12 protein-coding genes are annotated in these 15,930 nt (G+C 70.5%); 3 read left to right on the top strand and 9 right to left on the bottom strand.

What is annotated here, in order from left to right:
• From D7Y11_RS25635 to D7Y11_RS25610, 6 genes are all read right to left on the bottom strand, one after another.
• Positions 1-2,022 (bottom strand): ADOP family duplicated permease (locus tag D7Y11_RS25635; RefSeq protein ID WP_126935019.1); only part of this gene is annotated, 2,022 nt, incomplete at its 3' end.
• Positions 2,023-2,233: 211 nt separating this feature from the next.
• On the bottom strand, positions 2,234-4,684 hold the full coding sequence (locus D7Y11_RS25630) for a PQQ-dependent sugar dehydrogenase (protein WP_126935018.1): 2,451 nt from the start codon (positions 4,682-4,684) through the stop codon (positions 2,234-2,236).
• A 38-nt stretch (positions 4,685-4,722) separates the two neighbouring features.
• Complete coding sequence (locus D7Y11_RS25625) at positions 4,723-5,259, bottom strand: hypothetical protein (protein WP_121754415.1); 537 nt, start codon at positions 5,257-5,259, stop codon at positions 4,723-4,725.
• Between the two features lie 97 nt (positions 5,260-5,356).
• Positions 5,357-5,893, bottom strand: coding sequence for a hypothetical protein (locus tag D7Y11_RS25620; RefSeq protein ID WP_126935017.1), 537 nt, complete (start codon positions 5,891-5,893; stop codon positions 5,357-5,359).
• A gap of 176 nt (positions 5,894-6,069) precedes the next feature.
• Entirely contained in the window at positions 6,070-6,627 is a 558-nt protein-coding gene (locus D7Y11_RS25615; protein WP_233597333.1) for a hypothetical protein, read from the bottom strand.
• A 78-nt stretch (positions 6,628-6,705) separates the two neighbouring features.
• Positions 6,706-7,944 (bottom strand): citrate/2-methylcitrate synthase, encoded by a 1,239-nt coding sequence (locus D7Y11_RS25610; protein WP_233607392.1) that lies wholly within the window; start codon positions 7,942-7,944, stop codon positions 6,706-6,708.
• 173 nt (positions 7,945-8,117) lie between these two features.
• Here D7Y11_RS25610 and D7Y11_RS25605 point away from each other — a divergent pair, with 173 nt between their 5' ends.
• Positions 8,118-8,894, top strand: coding sequence for a class I SAM-dependent methyltransferase (locus D7Y11_RS25605; RefSeq protein WP_126935015.1), 777 nt, complete (start codon positions 8,118-8,120; stop codon positions 8,892-8,894).
• Between the two features lie 61 nt (positions 8,895-8,955).
• The gene (locus tag D7Y11_RS25600) at positions 8,956-10,311 is read left to right on the top strand and encodes a S9 family peptidase (protein ID WP_126935014.1); all 1,356 of its coding nucleotides are present in this window, start codon (positions 8,956-8,958) and stop codon (positions 10,309-10,311) included.
• A 3-nt stretch (positions 10,312-10,314) separates the two neighbouring features.
• Here the strand turns inward: D7Y11_RS25600 and D7Y11_RS25595 are convergent, their stop codons facing one another.
• The 3 genes from D7Y11_RS25595 to D7Y11_RS25585 all read right to left on the bottom strand — a co-directional run bounded on the left by D7Y11_RS25595 (position 10,315) and on the right by D7Y11_RS25585 (position 13,240).
• Positions 10,315-10,611 carry a hypothetical protein gene (locus D7Y11_RS25595; RefSeq protein ID WP_126935013.1) on the bottom strand — a complete coding sequence of 99 codons (297 nt, stop codon included), beginning with the start codon at positions 10,609-10,611 and terminating at the stop codon, positions 10,315-10,317.
• Entirely contained in the window at positions 10,608-11,636 is a 1,029-nt protein-coding gene (locus D7Y11_RS25590) for a prephenate dehydrogenase/arogenate dehydrogenase family protein (protein ID WP_126935012.1), read from the bottom strand. The genes D7Y11_RS25595 and D7Y11_RS25590 overlap by 4 nt, the downstream gene beginning before the upstream one ends.
• 101 nt (positions 11,637-11,737) lie before the next feature.
• The gene (locus tag D7Y11_RS25585; protein WP_121754413.1) at positions 11,738-13,240 is read right to left on the bottom strand and encodes a hypothetical protein; all 1,503 of its coding nucleotides are present in this window, start codon (positions 13,238-13,240) and stop codon (positions 11,738-11,740) included.
• 518 nt (positions 13,241-13,758) lie between these two features.
• Between D7Y11_RS25585 and fusA the strand changes: the two genes are divergently transcribed.
• Positions 13,759-15,864: an elongation factor G gene (gene fusA, locus D7Y11_RS25580; RefSeq protein WP_126935011.1), complete on the top strand. Its 2,106-nt coding sequence runs from the start codon at positions 13,759-13,761 to the stop codon at positions 15,862-15,864.
• The last annotated feature ends 66 nt before the right edge of the window (positions 15,865-15,930 follow it).

The raw sequence follows: 15,930 nt of genomic DNA, 5'->3' as shown, positions 1-15,930 counted from the left end.
CACCACCGACGCCAGCGTCCGCACGCTGCCCACCGCGAGGTTCGCGTCCAGCCCCCGGACTTCCGCCCGCACCGCCCCGGCCAGCGCGAGCGGCTCCCCGTTCGTACGGAGCACCAGCGTCATGTCCGTGGTCCGTGCCTGCTCATAGGGCACATACACCTCCGGCGCGGCGGGCGCGGCCAGTCCTTCCGTGGCCATGTTCGCCACCACCCCCACCACCCGGCCTCCGAACGCGCCGTTGCCCAGGTCCATGTCCATGTCCAGCGTGCGTCCCAGCGGGTCCTCTCCCGGCCAGAAGCGGCGCGCCGCCTCCGCGTTGATCAACACCGCGCGCCCACCCGCGCCCCGGTCCTCCGGCAGCAACCCCCGGCCGCGCAGCACGGGCACCCGCAGCGCCTCCAACGCGTCCGGCGTGACGATGCGCATGCTGGCCTGCCAGGGCTCCGTGCCCGGCGCCACCGGCCGGAGCGGGTCACGCACCGCGAGCGTCCACCGCTTCCCCTCCATGGGAACTGCATTCACCGCGCCCGCCACGGTCACCCCGGGCAGGCTCCGCAGCCGCTCGAGCAGCCCGTCGTAGAAGGCCGCGGGCGCCGCGCTGCCCATGGCGTAGCGGTTGGGCGGCAGGCTCAGCTTCACCGTCAATACGCCCTCCGGCTGGAAGCCCGGGTCGACCTGCCGCAGGTGCACGAAGCTGCGCAGCAGCAGCCCCGCGCTCACCAGCAGCAGCACCGCCAGCGCCGTCTCCGCCACGATGAGCGCCGCGCGGGTTCGGTGGTGGTGCGCCGCGCCGCCCGCGCCCTCGCCCGCCGTCCGCAACACGCGCGCCAGCTCCACCCGCGACGTCTGCCACGCAGGCACCAGCCCGAAGAGCAGCGTGGTGAACACCGACAGGCCCGCGGTGAACGCCAGCACCGTTCCATCGAGCGACACCTCGTCGATGCGCGGAATGTCCTGGGGCCCGAACGCCGCCAGCGCATCCAGCGCCCACAGCGCCGCGAGCAACCCGGCCCCGCCACCCAGCGCCGACAGGAGCGCGCTCTCCACCAACAGCTCCCGCGCGATGCGCCCCCGGCTGGCGCCCAGCGCGAGCCGCACGGACGTCTCCGCCTCGCGCGACGCGGCCCGCGCCAACAGCAGGTGCATGAGGTTGGCGCACGCGATGAGCAGCACCAGCCCCACCGCGCCCAGCAGCAATAACAACGAGGGGCGCACCTGGCCCAGCAGCACGTCGCGCAAGGGCTCCACGCTCGCGCCCATGTCCGCGTTCGTCGCCGGATGCCGCGCCGCCAGGCCCCGCGCGACCGCCGCCGCGTCTGCCTTCGCCCGCTCAAGGCTCACGCCGGGCCCCATCCGCCCATACACCTCCAGCCAGTGCGCGCCGCGCGCCTCCGGCTTCGTCATGGACTCGTCCTGGACGATGGGCGTCCACAGCTCCGCGCGCGACGGGAAGTCGAAGCCCGGCGCCATCACGCCCACCACCGTCCACGGCACGGGGCCGCCCAGGTTCACCGCGCGCCCCAGCACGTCGGGGCTGCCACCAAAGCGGCGCTGCCAGAGCGCATGCGACAGCACCGTGACCTGGGGTGCCCCAGGCGCGTCATCCCCGGCCCGGAGCGCGCGGCCCAACTGCACGCGGGGCCCCAGCACCTGGAAGAAGTCGGCCGTCACCAGCCCGGCCTGCACCTTCATGGGCGAGGCCTCCAGCCGGTCCGCCCCGAGCGTCACCATCGCGGGCGCCACGCCAGCGAGCCCCTCGAAGGCCCGCGTCTGTTCGCGCAGGTCCATCAGGTCCGGCGGCGACGTCGGCCCCGGTCCCTGCTGGCCCACGCTGAACAGCCGCACGAGCCGCGCGTCGTCGCGCAGGGGCAACGGCCGCAGCAGCACCGCGTGCACCACGCTGAAGATGGCGACGTTGGCGCCAATGCCCAGCGCCAGCGTGGCCACCGCCACGACGGTGAAGGTGGGGCTGCGACGCAGTCGCCGCAGCGCGAGCAGGAGGTCATGGAGGAGGGGAGCCATTGGGGACGCCATTGAGCATGGCCCATGCCACGGAGCGCGCACAGTCGCCCCCAGGCGACAGCGGGGATGAACCCGTCACTTCCCTGACCGGCGATGGGAATCCGCGTCCCGCTTCCGGACACGCGCAAGTGCCTTCATGCCGCGCTGAAGCGGAAATGGAACGGGAGGGCGTCCAGCACGGGCGCCCTCCCGTTTCTGTTTCAGCGAGGCCTCAGCTCGCGCGCGACCGCTTGCGACGGGTGGCCAGCGCGACGAGCGCCAGCCACGCGAGCGGCGCCACCGGGGCCGCGCCGCAGCCGCAGCCGGAGTCGTCCTCGGGCAGGGGATTGTTCGTGCCGGCATCCAGGGTCCCCGTGCCGGCATCCGGGGTCTCCGTGCCCGCGTCGGTGCCGGCATCCGGTTCGCCCATTTCCGCCTCCGCGGTGATGGTGAAGGACTGCTCCGCGTCCGGCGACACGCCATTGGTCGCCCGCACGTGCACGTCCACGGTGCCCGCCGCCGACGGCGTCCAGGTGATGAGGCCGGTGGTCGCGTCGATGCTCATGCCCTGCGGCACCGCGCCCTCCAGCGAGTACGTGGGCTGCGGCCGGCCCACCGCCTCCACGTCGTAGCGATACTCGAAGCCCACTCCGGCGGTGGTGACAGGCGTGGAGGAGATGGTGGGCTGGAGCGGTTCGTCATCCGCCTCCACGGCCTCCAGCGTGCGCGCGTCCAGGCCCGGAATGGCGAGCGTGATGGTGGCCGTGCCATCCACGTTGTCCGCGTCCTGCGACGCCTGGAGCGTGACGGTCTGCGGCGTGTTCCAGTTGGACGTCGTGAAGCTGAGCGTGGACGCGGAGGCCACGGTGAGGTCCGGATCCCCCTGGGTGGACGCCACGGTGACGGTCACGTTCGACGAGGGCCGCAGGGACAGGGACACGTCGAAGGTGGCGCTGCCGCCCTCGGGCACGACGAGCCGGCGAGTGGACAGCACCAGCCGGGTCGAGTTGTTGTCGATGGTGGTGGCCACCACCGACTCGGTCGTCAGCCCCTCGGAGGCCACGGTGAAGGTGGCGACGTCCGGCTCCACGTCCGCGTCCTCCACCGCCTCGAGCACCACGACCTGCGGCACGCTCCAGTTCGCGGGAGAGAAGGTGAGGGTGCCACCGCCCAGCAGGCGCAGGTCCTCGGAGCCGCCCATGGCCCGCGCTACCTGGACCGCTACGTTGGCGGAGGGCGCCTGGGCCAGCCGCACGGTGAAGGCCGCGCGTCCGCCCTCCATCAGGCGCAGGTTGAGTCCGGACACCACCAGCCTCTGGCCGGTGGCCGTGGGCGTCACCCGGCGCACCACGCCGTTGGTGTACCCCAGCGCGTAGAGCGCGCCGTCCGGCCCCACGCTCATGTCCACGTTGGCGGAGAAGCCCGTGCCCCACTCGTCCACCGTCGCCACCGAGTTGTCCGCCGCCAGCGTGGCGCGCGTCACCTGGGCGCTGTTGTAGTCGCCGAAGAAGTAGTTGCCGCGGTACTCCGGCGGGAAGAGGGTCGCGTCGTAGAAGACGCCGCCGGTGATGGAGCCGCCCAGCGCCTGCGTCGTGACTGTGCCCCCGCCGCTGGTCGTGTCCGGCAGGCCCGGCTGGGCCACGGTGAAGGTGGTGGTCGTGGGCGCGTTGTTGGCGCTGGCGACGTAGAACTCGCCGTTGAAGCTCGCGTCCCCCACGCCTTCGAGCGTGAGCCTCTCCCCCTTGCGGAAGCCGTGCGGCGAGGCGGTGGTGAAGGTGGTGATGCCCCCGCTGCGCACCGCGCCCGTGGCGGTGACGGTGCTCGAATCAATCGTGTTGGTGCGGTACTTGATGACGGGGGTGAGGTAGTCGTTCCCGACGGGCTGGTTGTTCTCGTAGTCGTTGTATCCGGCGTGGCTGCGCCGGCTCACGACGAAGACCTGCTCATAGCGGTCGCCCACGCCGTTGACCCACAGCAGTCCGGTGGTGGGCTGGAACGTGAAGGTGAACGGGTTTCGCAGGCCGCGCGCCCAGATGTATTCGTTGTTGGGGCCCACGCCGTCGTTGAACGGGTTGTCATTGGCGGGCGTGCCGTCCAGGTTGGCGCGGCTCATCTTGGCCGCCAGCGACGTCAGGTCCGCGTCCACGCCGGAGCCGTTGCCCAGATCGCCAATGGCCCAGTAGAGCTTCCCGTCCGGGCCGAAGCCCAGCCCGCCGCCGTCGTGGTTGTTGCCCGCCGTGGGCAGCCGCGTGACGACCTCCGTGCGCGCGATGCCCGTGCCGTTGGAGTCCGTGTAGCGGACGATGCGCTGCTCGGAGGCGGAGACGGTGACGAAGAAGTAGACGTACCGGTTGACCACGTAGTTCGGGTCGAACGCGATGCCGATGAGTCCGCACTCGCTGTTGGTGTGGACCGCGGGCTCCGTGGCGAACGTGCGCGTCACCAGCGTGGAGGTGCCCGGCTGCGTCTCCAGCACGCCGTCCTTCATGGCCACCGTCCGCACGACGCCGTTCTTCAGCGTGACGAACAGGCGCCCTGAACCATCCGGCGCCCACGCCATGCCGGTGGCGGGTGTCAGGCTGGTGGACGAATAGTTCGTTTCCACGAAGCCAGCCGGTACGGCGGCCCGGGCTGGCGCGGACATCATCAGGAACAGCAGTGAGGCCATGAGGGGGGAACGCATGGCCCCGACCCTACCGCACCCCGAATGGGGCCGAGGCCCTACCGCGTCGCGGTGAAGTTCCGCTTGATGTGGCACCTCAGGCTGTTGTCCTCGGAGGTTCCAATCAGCTCGTACTCGCCCGTGATGACCGAGGTGTCGGTCTCCGTCTCGGGCGCGGGCGTGGCCACCGCCGACTTGATGCTGCCGGAGTACGTGCGCGTGCTCGTCACGGACTTCGTCCCGTACAGCGTGAGCGGCCGGTCGGCCTCGTCGAAGTCGTAGTCGCCCGACAGTTTCATGCCGTCGAGGCCCGCCGAGACGGTCCGCCCGGAGCGCGTCAACTCCAGCGGCCCCGTGGGCAGGCCGAGCCCCAACGTCTCGCAGACCTCCCCAGGGGGCGATGTGTCCGCGAACTGGAGCGTGTAGGTGCCCCCGATGGCGCAACCGCTCTCACAGACAGAATAGTTACTGCCGCCACAGCCCGGGTTCCCCATGCCGCTGCCCATCGTCATCATGCCCACGGCCAGCAGCACCGGGATGCGGAGGAACGTCACGGCCTTCGGGGAACGGGCGCTGCGCGGGGATTCGATGTGCATGAAAGACTCCAGGTGGAACGGGAAGGCGTCAGACTAGCCAACGCCTGCCCTGGTCCGCACCTGGTGTCCGGGGTGCTTCACATCACGACATCATGCGTCACAGCGTCACGTTGCCGGACACCACCTCGGTGAACTTGCAGGGGATGTCGCTGGAGAGCGTGGCGCAGGTGGACGGCTGCGCCGGGGTCCACGTGGTGGCGTTGAGCTTGATGGCCGCCTGCGAACGCTGACGGTAGACGCCCGCCGCGTAGGGCGTGGGGTTGGCCGTCTGGCCACCGAAGTCCGTGTTCGTCTCCGGCCAGCAGCTGCGGCTGCCCGGGATGGCCGTCCAGGTGACCGTGCCCGTGCTGCTCACCGACTTCTGCTCCACCGTGGAGCAGATGTAGATGATGGGGTAGTCCTGGTCGCAATCCCAGGCAGACGCCTGGGCGCTGATGGGGCCCCCGATGTCATATGTGTAGGGCTTCGTCGCTTCGACCACGCACGTCGTGCCCGGGATGGCCTTCGTCACCTGGGACTGGACCTGCGCGATGTCGCTACCGGAGGGGGCCGGCTGCGTCGCTTCCGGCGCGGGGCCACAGGCGCTGAACGCAAGGGCCACCACGGCGAGGCTGCACGTCTTGAACTTGAACATGTGGGGTGTCTCGGGGGAAATGAACCTGACGCGCTGCCACCGCCCACCGTTTGAATCCCATGCATCAACATGGTTTCCAGGTGAGCAGTGACTAACGCGCCAGCAAGGTAAGGCTGTTCATCCCTTGCCGTCCACCCACGCGCGGTGCAGGAGCGTGGGGGACACCCCTCGTGAACTCAGGGCGTGCGGGACGCCACGGCGGGCGCGGCGGTCATCGCCTGGCTGAGCTTCCGGGCACCTTCCGAGAAGGCGCCGCGTGCGATTTCCTGCCCGGAGGTGCCAAGCACCTGGGCGAACACGTGGTCGAACCCCTTCTCCAGACCCATGGACTTGTGGGGTTCACCCTTGGAGTCCGCGACCATGTAGAGCGACGAGTCCAGCTCGGCGGGCGGTGCCTCGCCCTTCTGGCGGTACAGGTCCTTCATGGCGGCGAGCGACTCGTTGTGGCTCTTGCGGATCTCCCCGCGAGCAATGCCCTTGAAGAGGCCCGAAACGTCGCGCAGATCCACGTGGATGACGACGATGGGCTTCTTCTCACGCACGTCGTAGATGAACTGGGAAGCGCGCTGGCGCAGCTCATCCTTGGTGCCCTTGTTGGCATACAGCACCAGGGTGGGACGGCCCTGCCCGATGGGGACCTCCTTGCCGAACACGTCCTTCAGTTCAGCGGCGCTGGCCGGGAGAGCTCCCAGCAATCCGAGCAGGCAGGTCAGCAGGGCGGTCTTCTTCATCATGCAGTGGCTCCAAAGGGTGAAGAGTCGCAATGGGTCCACCAACATCGTCACCCCCATCCTGAATCCCGGCCGATGAATTCAATCTGTCCCTGGTGAAGAGGGGCCGACGTAGCGAGCCCTGGGGCGCAGCAGGTGGCCCTGCTCCCGCTGTTCCAGCACGTGCGCCACCCAGCCCGCCGAGCGCCCCACCGCGAACACCGTCGCCGCCGCGCCCTTCGGCAGCCCCAGCGCCTCCGCCAGCATCACCAGCCCCACCTCCATTGAAGGCGCGGGATGTCCCGCGTCGCGCATCACGTCCACCAGCGCGGAGCCCACGCGCACTGCCCGCGCATCCGGGCGCAGCTCCCGCGCGGCCAGGATGAGCGGAGGCGTGCGCGGGTCTCCCTGGGGATACAGGCGGTGGCCGAAGCCCGGCACCGATTCGCCCCGGAGAACGTACGTGTCCACCACCTCCTTCGCCCGCTCCGGACGGCCCACCTCCGTGAGGAGCGCCTCCACGCGGTCGCACGCGCCCCCGTGCTTCGCTCCGGAGAGCGCCGCCATCGCCGCGCCCACGCACGAGTACAGGTCCGCGCCGGAGGACGCCGTCACCCGGGCGGCGAACGTCGACACGTTCAGCTCATGGTCCGCGCAGAGCACCAGCGCCTGGTTCAACGACGCCGGAGCGTGCGATGAGCGGGCGTCCCACGCGTGCGCCAGCGAGTCCGCCACCGTCCGTTCCCTCAACGCAGGGCCCACGCGCTCCGGCGCCCGGGCCGCGCACACCCACGCCGCCAGGTGACGCAGCAGGGCCCGGGCCCGCACGAGCTCCTGGTCCGGCGGCACCGCGAAGCGCACCGCGTCCCGCGCGCCCAGCAGGGACACCAGCGTCGCCAGCACCTTCGCGGGAGGCGTGCCCTGGGGCAGGAGCGCCGCCAGCGCGGAAGGAGGGAAGGGGGCTCGTGTCGCGGGCCACGTCGTGTCCCGGTGTTTCGGTAGCGCGCCGGACCAGAGCAGCTCCGCCACGTCCTCGAAGGAGCGCCCTTTCGTGGCCAGCTCCACCGCGGAGTGGCTTCCCCGGTACGCCAGGCCTTTGGCCTCCACGCGTGAGATTGCGGAGTCGATGACGGGCTCGCCCCAGCGCAGCGCTCCCGCCGCCACCGCCGCGTGTCCCGCCCTCGCGTCGTGGCGGACCTTCAGCCGCTCCAGGTCCGCGCGTGCGTAGCGGCTCTCCTTCGTTCCCTGCACCGGCACGCACCGCACCAGCCCCCGGCTCACGTAGGTGTAGAGCGTCGCGAGCTTCACGCCGAGCAGCGCCGCGGCCTCGCTCGCCGACACCAGGGCTTCCTCGCGCTCAGGTCGATGGTCGAATCGAGATTGAGAGCGTCCACCGCGGCGTCTATCCATGCTCCATCCACCTCCTGGAAGGGGAGTGTCGGCGCGGCGCGCGGCCGCTGTCGACGTGTCTTTCCTGATGGACGCGTGGAGCCCTGAACCCTGGAGGACATGCCATGCAGGTGGACTTTGGCCGCACGTCGGAGGACTACGCCCGGCACCGCGCCGGCTTTCCGGAGGCCTTCTTCGAGAAACTCATCCGTGAAGGCGTCTTTCGTCCGGGCCAGCGCGTGCTCGACCTGGGCGCGGGCACGGGCACGCTCGCGCGAGGACTGGCGAAGCGCGGGGGCGACGTCACGGCGTTGGACCTCTCGGAGCCCATGCTGGATTCGGCGCGCAGGCTCGCGAGCGACGAGGGGCTGTCCATCGACTTCCGCGTGGCTCCGGCGGAGCGGACCGGCCTGCCGCCGGAGTCCTTCGGGCTCGTCACCGCTGGCACGTGCTGGCATTGGTTCGACCGCGCCGCCGCGGCCCGCGAGGCCTTCCGGGTGCTGGCGCCGGGAGGCCGGCTGGTCATCGCGCACTTCGACTGGCTGCCTTTGCCGGGCAATGTCGTGCAGGGGGTCCACACGCTCATCGACACCTTCAATCCCTCGCAGGTCGCGCCCTACGTCGAGTTCGGACACGACGCTGGCATCTACCCGCGCTGGTTCCAGGACGTCGCCACCGCGGGCTTCACCGGCCTGGAGTCCTTCTCCTTCGACACCGTCGTCCACTACTCCCACGAGGCCTGGATGGGACGGGTGCGCGCCAGCGCCAAGGTGGGCCCGGTGCTCTCCGAGGACGAGGCCGCCCGCTTCGACGTCGCGCACGCGAAGCTCCTCGCGGAGCGCTTCCCCCAGGCGCCGTTCGCCGTGCCGCACCGCGTGTTCGCGCTGGTGGCGACGCGGTGAGTGACAGAAGTGGAGGCCTGCGGTGTTCGAAGCGCCAGCACTTCGCTGGAGGCCAGAGACCATGGGCATCACACTGGACCGTCGCTCCCTCATCCAAGCCAGCCTGGGGCTGACCGGGGGGCTCGCGCTCCTCCGGGGCGCTCCCGCGGCGGCGGCCGGAGGGCCGTCCACGACCTCGCCGTCCCCTTCGTCCTCCTCGTCCATCGACGAGCCCCGGCCCTGGTGGGAGCTGGGGCTGATGGCGGACCCCATCATGGAGAGCCAGCTCCTGCACTTCCTGGCCGGGACCTACAGCGCGCAGTCGGACATCAGCGAGGTGCTGGACACCGCGGCCCGCATCGTCGCGGGGGATGACTGGAGCTGGCCCAACGAGTGGGTGAGCACCGCCGACCGCATCCGCGCCATGGGCGACGTGAGCCAGTCCCGCCGCCACTCCATCAGCGCGGGCAATGCCTACCTGCGCGCCGCCAACTACTACCGCGCCGCGCTCATCCACCACCCCGAGCCCACCCATCCGAGCGTGGTCGCCACCGGGCGCAAGGCGGTGGACGCCTACAACAAGGCGCTCCACCTGCTGAAGATACCGGGCACGCCCGTGCGCATCCCGTACGAGGGCACCACGCTACCCGGCTACTTCTTCCGCGCCCCGAGCGCCCGGAGCATCGCGCCGCTGCTCATCTTCCAGCAGGGCCGCGACGCGTGGCCGGAGGAGTCCAAGTACGTCATCGACGCGGCGCTCGCGCGGGGCTACCACTGCCTCATCGTGCACGCGCCCGGCCAGGGCATGGCCATCCGCGAGCAGGGGCTGCCCTTCCGTCACGACTGGGAGCAGGTCATCCGCCCGGTGGTGGACTTCGCCCTGTGCATCGCGGGCGTGGACTCGCGGCGCATCGCGCTGCTGGGGTGGAGCATGGGCGGTGCGCTGGTGCCGCGCGCCGCCGCGTTCGAGCGACGCATCAAGATCCTCATCCCCAACCCCGGCGTCCTCAACTGGGGCCAGTCCTCCTTCGAGCAGTTCAACATGTACTTCCCGGAGCTGATGCAGCTGCTGGACAGCAACCCCCAGGCCTTCGACGCGGCCATGGCCCAGCTGATGGAGCAGGTGTTCCTGTACCGCTGGTACATGAAGGACTCGATGTCCAAGCACGGCGTCAGCACGCCGTCGGCCCTGCTCTTCGAGCTGCGCCGGTTCAACAACGAGCCCATCGTCCACCGCATCCGCTGCCGCACGCTGGTGATGGACGGCACCGCGGAGGCGTTCTCACAGGGCCAGGCCCGGCTGCTCTTCGACGCGCTGGAGTGCCCGAAGGACTACATGCTCTTCACCACCCAGGACACGGGGCTCTTGCACTGCCAGGAGGGCGCGCAGGCCGTGGCCAACCACCGGATGTTCGACTGGCTGGACGAGTACCTCTGAGGCTCAGTCCAGCACGCCGCTGGACTCCTCGCCGAACAACACGAACTCCGCCTCTTCCCGCGTGGAGAACGCCCGGCCATGGCGCTTCAGGTAATGGGAGAGGCGCATGGCGAGGCCATCACCCATCAGCATGAAGTCCCGCACGAGCGCGCCGTCGCGAGGCATGCGCGTCCAGTGCTGGAGCTCACCGGCCACCAGCGCATAGGTGCCTCCGAGCCGCGCTTCATGTTCGAGGATTCGCTTCACCGCCGCGGCCTCACGCTGCCAGGCCTGGGTCTTCCGGGCCTGGCGCCGCGTCATCGCAGGCCGCTACCCAGTACGGCGCGGAAGACGGCCTCCACCTCCTGCGCGTCCACGCCCAGCTCCCGGGCCCACGCCCGGCGCACGGCGAGCAGCGTCTCCGTGCGAGCGGGCTCGTTCCCGGCCTCCTGGGCACGGCGCTGACGGCGGGCCAGCTCCTCGCGGCGGGCGAGCAGTTCCACCAGTTCGCGGTCGAGTGCATCGATGTGCTCGCGCGGCTCGCGGGGCGCTGGCGCTTCCGGTTCCAGGCCGGGCACGGCGATGCCCGCCGCCTCGGAGGCTTGCGTCACCGTGGGGGCCGCCTCCAGGTCGCGGTGGATGTCCTGGAGCGCCGCGAGCAGTTGGCCTCGCGCCTGCGTGGCGAAGGGGTTCTCCTGCTGGATGGCGTTGAAGAGATGGCCCGCGTCCGCGCGCACGGTCTCGATGGTGCGCGACAGCGCCTTGAAGCTGGCCGGTGCGAAGGGCACGTCCGCCGCCGCGCCGGAGTCCACCATCCCCTTGGCCACGAAGAAGGTGAGCGCATGCGTGCGCGCCATCACCTGGTCATGGCCCTCTGGCGACTGCTCAATCACCTCGCAGCCCAGCCCCTCGTAGAAGCGCCGGGCGCGCGGGGCTGCTTCCGGATGCAGCGGGTTGGGGCAGAGCACGACGCGCATGGGTCGCTCGGCCATGGCCAGGCTCAAGGGGCCGAAGAGCGGATGCGTGCCTACCCAGGGCACCTGTTCGCCCAGCACCTCCGTCAGCGCCTCCACGGGCTTCACCTTCACGCTGCCCACGTCCAGCACCAGGTGCTCCGGCTTCAGGTGGGGCCGAAGGGAGCGCAGCACGTCCCGCATCTGGGGCACCGGCACCGCCACCACCACCAGCTCCGCCCCTTCCAGCAGCTCGTGTACCGAGTGCGCGCGGAGCGGCTCCGGGATGTCCGCCACCGGGTCCAGGGCGCGGTGCTCCACGCCCACCGCCTCCAGCAGCGTTCCCAGCGCGCGTCCAAAACGTCCGTATCCCACGAGTGCGACATGCGGCATGCGCCGGAGTCTACGCGGGCACGCGACCGATAGACGACCGCCGGGTCCCTCGTGAAGAGGAACCCGGCGGGGGACGACTTGCCAGGATGGACGGCCTGGGACTACCGGGCGCGGAACATCTCCACCGTGAGGCAGGACTCGGTCTTCTCCGGGAGGACGAAGAAGGGCTGCTGGCGGCTCAGGCCCTGGGACGTGCCAAGCCAGCCGTCGCCAATCTGCCCGGCGCCGTCGTACACCAGCGCCAGCCAGTCATGCTGCGCCGCCGGGATGAGGTCCGTGGTGTCGGCGTCGCGGTTGAGGCTGTACGCGTAGGACGCGGTCTGGATGACGCCGTCGCCGTTGAAGTCCAGGTTCGCGCTCGCGGTGCCGGCGCGCTGCACGCCGTTGATGCGCACGCCGATGTGGGCCAGGTCCGCCTCCGTGGTGGGCGCGACGGGAGCGAACGCGGAGACCTCGTTGACGGACGCCTCGCTGATGGCGGCGACGCGCACGCGCGAGTAGTCCAGCACGTTGTCCACGCCGTCAATGCGCAGGCCGAACATCTGGTACTCGTAGTTCATCTGGCTCAGGTAGTTGGCCTTGTAGTTGCTGTCGTCGTTGCCGCCGTGACGCAGGCCGATGTTGTGCCCCAGCTCGTGCATGAGGGTGCCGGCCTGCTGCAGCTCCGTGCCGCCCGCCACGGGCCAGCCGCCCAGCGTCACCACGAAGTCATGCGCGGGGATGCCGCGGGAGATGCCGCTGGAGGTGCCGCCGTTGTACGTGTTCGCGAACAGGGCGTAGTGGAAGAAGGGCGCGCGGCGCGACTTGAAGTACTTGGCCTTGATGACGTCGAAGTCCGTCCACACGGGGGTCAGGTCCGTGTCCGCGTCCGCGGCGGCGATCTGCGAGTCCAGCACCAGGTGCAGCGCGATGCCCGTGGTGCCGTTGGGGTTGGACACCGGCGCGTTGGCGAAGGACGTCGTCACGCGGTCCAGCGCCGCCTGCGTGGGCTTGCGGTCCGCGTAGTAGTCCACCTCCACGAACACGTCCTTCTTGCGCGGATCCGCGCCCCAGTAGCGCAGGTCCACGCCGCCGTAGCCGTACAGTTCCGCGAAGTCGCTGATGCGGTCCCCGTCCGTGTCGGAGCTGTTGGGGTTGGTGCCGTAGCGGGCCTCGGCCGCGTCACAGACGCCGTCGCCGTCGGAGTCCACGGCGTTGAGCGCGCACAGGTACACGGGCTGCACGGCGGAGACCTCATACTCGGTCCCGTCCTGCGTCATCGTCGTGTACTTGGGCCGGTGGTAGACGGTGACGGAGCGGAAGCCCGCGCGGCTGTAGACGAGCCGCACCGCCTCCTCGCCGGAGGCCGCGGTGATCAGCTGGACGTTGTTCTCGCCGTTGCGGTTGCCGTACGCGTCGAAGACGTAGAGGCCGGACGAGTCCGTGGACTGGGTCGCGAGCCCGGTGCCGCAGCCGGTGCCGCTGCAGGTGCCGGAGGCGACGATGACCGTCACGCCTGCCACGGCACTGCCCGACGCGGAGTCGTAGATGTAACCGTAGACACACCCATTCAAGCCGACGAGACCCATGGAGGCCGTCAGCAGGCTTTTGTAGAACGTGGACATACTTCCCCCTCGGAGGAACCAGGGGTTGGCTTCTGTCGCCAACCGCCACATGTACGGCGCCCGCGGCGGATATTCTTTCGGGGGTTTATTTCCGGCCCTGGAACACGGGGGAGGCCGTCGGGTTGACAGCGGGGGCTGTCTGTCTTACTCCTATCTCGTCATGAGGCCCGTCACTCTCCATGCCCTGCCTGTCCTGAGCGCCTTCGCGCCGGCGGCGGACGTGCGCCTCGCCCCCCGTCACGAGGTCCTGCTCGATATTTGAGCAGGCGGACCGGAGTCCTCCGGTGCGCGCGTGGCTGGTTGCCCGCGCACCGTGAGCTCCGTCTCCGCCCGTCCCCTCCCTGGGGGTGCCTTCGTGTGTCCTCGCGCGTTCCCGTGGCGGCCTGACGTGCCGTTCCGGCCCTGCGTGCGCGTGCGCGCCTGAAGACAGCCACCGGTCCATTCAACTCATCCAACCGGCGTCTCAATCCAATACACACCCGCGGGCCTCGCTGCCCGGACGGGAACGGGAGTCTTCCATGTCTCGCACCACGCGCATCGAGCGGTACCGCAACATCGGCATCATGGCCCACATCGACGCGGGCAAGACGACGCTCACCGAGCGCGTCCTCTTCTTCACCGGCCGCATCCACTCCACGGGAGAGGTGCACACGGGCTCCACGGAGATGGACTGGATGGAGCAGGAGAAGAAGCGCGGCATCACCATCACCTCCGCGGCGACGACGGCCTTCTGGCAGCCCCGGCACGGGAGGGAGGCGGGCGTGCCCCACCGCATCAACATCCTGGACACGCCGGGCCACGTGGACTTCACCATCGAGGTGGAGCGCTCGCTGCGCGTGCTGGATGGCGCGGTGGCGGTGTTCGACGCCAGCCAGGGCGTGGAGCCGCAGTCGGAGACGGTGTGGCGTCAGGCGGACCGCTACGGCGTGCCGCGCATCGCGTTCATCAACAAGATGGACAAGGTGGGCGCGGACTTCGCCCTGAGCGTGCAGTCCATGGTGGACCGGCTGGGCGTGCGCCCGGTGGCCGTGCAGTGGCCCGTGGGCGACGGCGCGGACTTCCAGGGGCTCGTGGACCTGGTGCGCATGCGGCTGGTGCGCTTCCAGGGCGACGACGGCGGCTTTGACGACGATGCGCCCGTGCCGCCGGAGCTGGCGGAGGCGGTGCTGCCGTACCGCATGCGCCTCATTGAAGTGTGCGCGGACCTGGACGCGGGCGTGATGGAGAAGTTCGTGGACGGGCGGGTGGAGGACATCACCGTGGAGGAGCTGGAGCGCGCGCTGCGCTCGGGCACGCTCGCGCGGACGCTGGTGCCGGTGCTGTGCGGGTCGGCCTTCAAGAAGAAGGGAGTGCAGATGCTCTTGGATGCGGTCGTCAGCTACCTGCCGTCACCCGCGGACGTGGCCTCCGTGGACGGCTTTGCGCCCGTCACCGGCGAGCGCGTCAGCCGTCCCGTGTCGGACTCGGGTCCGCCCGCGGCGCTGGCGTTCAAGTTGATGAGCGACAAGGCCGTGGGAGGCATCGTGTTCCTGCGGGTGTACTCGGGCACGCTGCGTGCGGGCACCGTCCTGCTCAATCCCGTCACCGGACGGAAGGAGCGGGTGGGGCGCCTGATGTTCATGCACGCCAACCGCCGCGAGGAGGTGGCGGAGGTGCACGCGGGTGACCTGTGCGCGGCGCTGGGGCTCAAGGGCGTACGCACGGGCGACACGCTGTGCGACCCGGAGGCACCGCTGGTGCTGGAGGCGTTGAATGTGATGGAGCCCGTGGTGCAGCTCGCCGTGGAGGCGCGCTCCCCCGCGGAGTTGCCGAAGTTGGAGGAGGGCCTGCAACGGCTGGCGGCGGAGGACCCGTCGCTGCGCCTGGGCGTGGATCCGGAGAGCGGCCAGGTGCTGCTGTCCGGCATGGGTGAGCTGCACCTGGAGGTGGTCGTGGACCGGTTGAGGACGGAGTTCGGCGTGGAGGCGCGCGTGGGACAGCCGAAGGTGGCGTACCGCGACACGCTCCGGAGCGCGGTGCGCCAGGAGTACCGCCACGTCCGCCAGTCCGGCGGGCCCGGACAGTACGCACGCGTGGTGCTGGACGTGGGTCCTGCGCCGCGAGGGGCGGGGCTCGTCTTCGTGGACGCCACGAAGGGTGGCTCCATCCCCCGCGAGCTGGTGCCCGCCATTGAAAAGGGCGTGGCTGGCGCCATGGCGAAGGGCATGCGGGAGGGCGTGCCGCTGGTGGACGTGGAGGTACGGCTGGTGGATGGGGACACGCACGTGAAGGACTCCACGCCGCAGGCCTTCATGGTGGCGGGCTCGCTGGCGCTCCAGGAGGCCGCACGGCGCGTGGGCGTGCAGGGGCTGGAGCCGGTGATGGAGGTGGAGGTGGTGACGCCTGAGGAGTTCCTGGGCGACGTGCTGGGCGACCTGGCGTCGCGGCGGGGACGGGTGCTGGGGATGGAGGCGAAGGGGACGGCGCGGTGCGTGTCCGCGCGCGTGCCCATGGCGCGCCTGTTCGGCTACGTGACGGCGCTGCGTGGCCGCACGCAGGGGCGGGCCCAGGCGAGCATGCGCCTGGGGACGTACGAGCCGGTGCCGGAGTCGGCCGCTGGCCTGGCAGCCGAGGCGCGGGCGTGAGGTGACGGCCCCGGGCTTCCCGACGAGGGGAGGCCCGGGGCCGTGCTGTCTTCGGGGGAAATCGAA

It is taken from the genome of Corallococcus sp. AB018 (genome assembly GCF_003986945.1).
Taxonomy (GTDB): domain Bacteria; phylum Myxococcota; class Myxococcia; order Myxococcales; family Myxococcaceae; genus Corallococcus; species Corallococcus exiguus.
Note: the sequence above shows the minus strand (reverse complement) of the source record. Positions and strands in the feature narration are given on the sequence as shown.

Coding starts and splice junctions, on each gene's coding strand:
- D7Y11_RS25595 (WP_126935013.1), bottom strand. CDS start 10,611: ATGACGCGGCGCCAGGCCCGGAAGACCCAGGCCTGGCAGCGTGAGGCC.
- D7Y11_RS25625 (WP_121754415.1), bottom strand. CDS start 5,259: ATGCACATCGAATCCCCGCGCAGCGCCCGTTCCCCGAAGGCCGTGACG.
- D7Y11_RS25600 (WP_126935014.1), top strand. CDS start 8,956: ATGGGCATCACACTGGACCGTCGCTCCCTCATCCAAGCCAGCCTGGGG.
- D7Y11_RS25605 (WP_126935015.1), top strand. CDS start 8,118: ATGCAGGTGGACTTTGGCCGCACGTCGGAGGACTACGCCCGGCACCGC.
- D7Y11_RS25630 (WP_126935018.1), bottom strand. CDS start 4,684: ATGCGTTCCCCCCTCATGGCCTCACTGCTGTTCCTGATGATGTCCGCG.
- fusA (WP_126935011.1), top strand. CDS start 13,759: ATGTCTCGCACCACGCGCATCGAGCGGTACCGCAACATCGGCATCATG.
- D7Y11_RS25585 (WP_121754413.1), bottom strand. CDS start 13,240: ATGTCCACGTTCTACAAAAGCCTGCTGACGGCCTCCATGGGTCTCGTC.
- D7Y11_RS25590 (WP_126935012.1), bottom strand. CDS start 11,636: ATGCCGCATGTCGCACTCGTGGGATACGGACGTTTTGGACGCGCGCTG.
- D7Y11_RS25620 (WP_126935017.1), bottom strand. CDS start 5,893: ATGTTCAAGTTCAAGACGTGCAGCCTCGCCGTGGTGGCCCTTGCGTTC.
- D7Y11_RS25615 (WP_233597333.1), bottom strand. CDS start 6,627: ATGATGAAGAAGACCGCCCTGCTGACCTGCCTGCTCGGATTGCTGGGA.